The 3,675-nt window shown below is 62.5% G+C and carries 4 protein-coding genes; 2 read left to right on the top strand and 2 right to left on the bottom strand.

Annotated elements, in window-relative coordinates; genetic code table 11:
* The first annotated feature begins 44 nt into the window (after positions 1-44).
* Positions 45-1,319, top strand: a complete 1,275-nt coding sequence (gene fahA, locus IVB47_RS34385; protein WP_247468372.1) for a fumarylacetoacetase — start codon at positions 45-47, stop codon at positions 1,317-1,319.
* A 129-nt stretch (positions 1,320-1,448) separates the two neighbouring features.
* Here the strand turns inward: fahA and IVB47_RS34380 are convergent, their stop codons facing one another.
* Together IVB47_RS34380 and IVB47_RS34375 are read right to left on the bottom strand one after the other, a co-directional pair.
* Positions 1,449-1,760 carry a DUF1272 domain-containing protein gene (locus IVB47_RS34380; protein WP_247468285.1) on the bottom strand — a complete coding sequence of 104 codons (312 nt, stop codon included), beginning with the start codon at positions 1,758-1,760 and terminating at the stop codon, positions 1,449-1,451.
* A gap of 75 nt (positions 1,761-1,835) precedes the next feature.
* Positions 1,836-2,315, bottom strand: coding sequence for an Lrp/AsnC family transcriptional regulator (locus IVB47_RS34375; protein WP_247468283.1), 480 nt, complete (start codon positions 2,313-2,315; stop codon positions 1,836-1,838).
* Positions 2,316-2,436: 121 nt separating this feature from the next.
* Here IVB47_RS34375 and hppD point away from each other — a divergent pair, with 121 nt between their 5' ends.
* Complete coding sequence (gene hppD, locus IVB47_RS34370) at positions 2,437-3,552, top strand: 4-hydroxyphenylpyruvate dioxygenase (RefSeq protein ID WP_247468369.1); 1,116 nt, start codon at positions 2,437-2,439, stop codon at positions 3,550-3,552.
* Positions 3,553-3,675 lie beyond the last annotated feature (123 nt).

Here is a 3,675-nt window from a genome sequence, read left to right as displayed (position 1 = left end):
CCACCTTCTCCCACAAGGGGAGAAGGAAAAAGGACTGGCGAAAAGTGACAACGCACCCCAACGACCCCAGCCTCCGCTCCTTCATCGACGTGGATCCCGCCTCCGATTTCCCGATCCAGAACCTGCCTTACGGCGTGTTCTCGACCGCGGCCAATCCGACTCCCCGCGTCGGCGTGGCGATCGGCAACTACGTGCTCGATCTCTGGGAGCTCGAGCAGGATTCGCGGCTCGACGTCGGCCCGCTCGGCGTGTTCTCGACGCCGTCGCTCAATGCTTTCATGGCGTTGGGGCCAAAGGTCTGGACGAAGACGCGGGCGCGGATCAGCGAGCTCTTGCGCCACGATCATCCAGAACTGCGCGACAACGAGGAGCTGCGCAAGCAGGCTCTGGTGCCGATGCGCGATACGAAACTGCATCTGCCATTCGCAGTCTCCGGCTACACCGATTTCTATTCGTCGAAAGAACACGCCACCAATGTCGGCGTCATGTTCCGCGGCAAGGACAATGCACTGCAGCCGAACTGGCTGCATATGCCGATCGCCTATAACGGCCGTGCCTCGACCGTCGTGGTCTCCGGCACTAAGGTGAAGCGCCCGCGCGGGCAGCTCAAGCCGCCGAATGTGGAGGCGCCGAGCTTCGGACCGTGCAAGCGGCTCGATTTCGAGCTCGAGATGGGTGTCGTGGTCGGCCAGCCCTCAGCCATGGGCGGCATGCTCACGGAGCAGCAGGCCGAGGAGATGATCTTCGGCTTCGTGCTGCTCAACGATTGGAGTGCACGCGACATCCAGCAATGGGAATATGTGCCGCTCGGTCCGTTCCTCGCCAAGGCGTTCGCGACCTCGATCAGCCCGTGGGTGGTGACGCGCGAGGCGTTAGAGCCGTTTCGCCTGAGCGGGCCGGCGCAGGAGCCGGTGCCGCTCGACTACCTCAAGCAGAGCAAGCCGCAGAACTACGAGCTTGAGCTCGACGTCTCCTTGCGTGCCGCCGGAGCCGACGCGCCGGCCGGTATCAGCCGTACCAATTTCAAGTACATGTACTGGTCCTCGGTGCAGCAGCTGATGCACCACGCCTCCTCCGGCTGCGCCATGAATGTCGGAGATCTCCTGGGCAGCGGCACCATTTCCGGCCCGGAGAAGAACCAGCGCGGCAGCCTGCTGGAGATCAGCTGGAACGGCACCGAGCCGGTCGAATTGCCCGGCGGCATCAAACGGACGTTCCTGGAAGACGGCGACAGCCTCGTCATGCGCGGCTGGGGTCAGGGCGAAGGCTATCGCGTCGGGTTTGGTGAGGTCGAGGGGACAATTCTGGCGGCGGAGTAGGGCTCCGCCGCTTCCACAAACTCCGTCGTTGCGAGCGCAGCGCGAAGCAATCCAGAATCTTTCCGCGGCGCGGGGAGGATGTCTGGGTTGCTTCGTCGCAAGGGCTCCTCGCAACGACGTGGAGAGAGTTCACCGCTTCTCCGGCGGTACATCCTTGACCCGCGCGCAATGCGCCGCGACGTCTTCCAGGCTGTACTTCAGATGCACCCGCTTGTCCGACGGCGGCTGGTTGGTGGTGCACACGCCTGGTCGCCATTGCTGCGTTGGCCTGATCGGGCGCGGCGCAAAGCCGCCGCCGCAGTTCGGGCAGACGTTGGAGAGTTTCGTCTCCACGCAGTCCGCACAGAAGGTGCATTCATAGGAGCAGATCCGCGCATCGGTTGCGTTCGGCGGCAGGTCTCGGTCGCAATATTCGCAGTTCGGTCGAAGCTGGAGGGCCATGGCTCAGTCTCCGCCGATTTGGCGGGGATCATCGCAGATCGCACGCGCAGCGCGAATGCCGGATTTCCCTCGATTTCAGCCGGGCTTGATTTCCTTCAGCGGCAGACGCGTGCTTTCCTTCAGCCTGTCGAGCACGATCGATGAGCGCACATGCGCCACGCTCTGGTGCGGCATCAGCACGTCGTTGACGAGATTGGAGAGACCCTTCAGGTCGCGCAACACGGCTTTCAGCACATAGTCGGCGTCGCCCGTGAGCGAATAGGCCTCCTGGATCTCGTCGATTCGATTGACCAGCGTTCGGAAGCGTTTCGAATTGTCTGGTGAGTGGGTCGCCAGCGTCACCTGGATGAAGGCGACCACGCCGAAGCCGAGGGCCTCGCTGGAGAGATCGGCGTGATAGCCTGATATCACCTTCTCCTCCTCCAGCCGCATCCGTCGCCGCGAGCATTGCGAGGCCGAGAGTCCCGCGAGGTCGGCCAGTTCCTGGTTGGTGAGGCGGCCGTCGTCCTGCAGCGCGCCCAGGATCTTGAGGTCGAAGAGATCCACCAAAGTCATGCGCAGTTGTCCCGTTTTATGCACAGATCGTGCGCAGGATAACGAAATGACTTCCCATTTGCACGCTCATTGCAGGCGCCATGAAGGATAGTTCATGGCAGCAGCAATTTGGGAGAGCACCATGGGTCCGTTTCCGCACGATGCACCGCCGGCCACAATTAGCGCCGACAATCCGATGGGCACCGACGGGTTCGAATTCGTCGAATATGCGCATCCCTATCCGGAACAGCTGCACGCCCTGTTCAAGCTGATGGGCTATGCGCCCGTCGCGCGCCACGGAACGAAGAGGATCACGGTCTATCGCCAGGGCGACATCAATTATCTCGTCAACGAGGAGCCCGGCGCCCACGGTCACGATTTCGTCGCCGCGCACGGACCCTGTGCGCCGTCAATGGCGTTTCGCGTCGTCGATGCCAAGAAGGCCTATGACCGTGCGATATCGCTCGGTGCCGAACCTGCGGATGTGTCCTCCGCGCAGAAGACGCTCGACGTCCCCGCGATCAGGGGCATCGGCGGCAGCCTGCTCTATTTCGTCGATTGCTATGGCGTCAAGGGTTCGGCCTATGACAACGAGTTCGAATGGCTCAGCGCGCGCGATCCACGTCCCGCCGGCGCCGGCCTGTTCTATCTCGATCACCTCACCCACAACGTCCATCGCGGCCGCATGGACGTGTGGACCGGCTTCTACGAGAAGCTCTTCAACTTCCGCCAGATCCGCTTCTTCGATATCGAGGGCCGCGCCTCAGGCCTGTTCTCGCGCGCGCTGACGAGCCCCGACGGCAAGATCCGGATTCCGATCAACGAGGACGCCGGCGATTCCGGCCAGATCGAGGAATATCTCAATATCTATCGCGGCGAAGGCATCCAGCACATCGCCTGCGGCTGCCGTGACATTCACCGCACTATCGAGGACTTGCGCGAAGCGGGCCTGCCCTTCATGCCAGCGCCGCCCGAGACCTATTTCGAGCGGATCGACGCGCGGTTGCCGAAGCATGGCGAGGACGTCGCGCGCCTGCAGAAGAACGGCATCCTGATCGACGGCGAGGGTGTCGTCGACGGCGGCCAGACCAAGGTGCTGCTGCAGATCTTCTCGGCCAACGCGATCGGCCCGATCTTCTTCGAGTTCATCCAGCGCAAGGGCGACGACGGCTTCGGCGAGGGTAATTTCAAGGCGCTGTTCGAATCGATCGAGGAGGATCAGATCCGGCGTGGGGTCTTGAAGGTGGATGCGGCGTAAGTCGCGCACTTTACGTACACTGCCACATCAAAACAGGTGTCGTCCCGGCGAAGGCCGGGACCCATACCGCGTGATTTATCGATCTGATCGGTGAGGGTACCGAACTCCGAGTCTTCGCCAAAC

The organism is Bradyrhizobium sp. 62, from assembly GCF_023073035.1.
In the GTDB taxonomy this organism is placed as follows: Bacteria; Pseudomonadota; Alphaproteobacteria; order Rhizobiales; family Xanthobacteraceae; genus Bradyrhizobium.
Note: the sequence above shows the minus strand (reverse complement) of the source record. Positions and strands in the feature narration are given on the sequence as shown.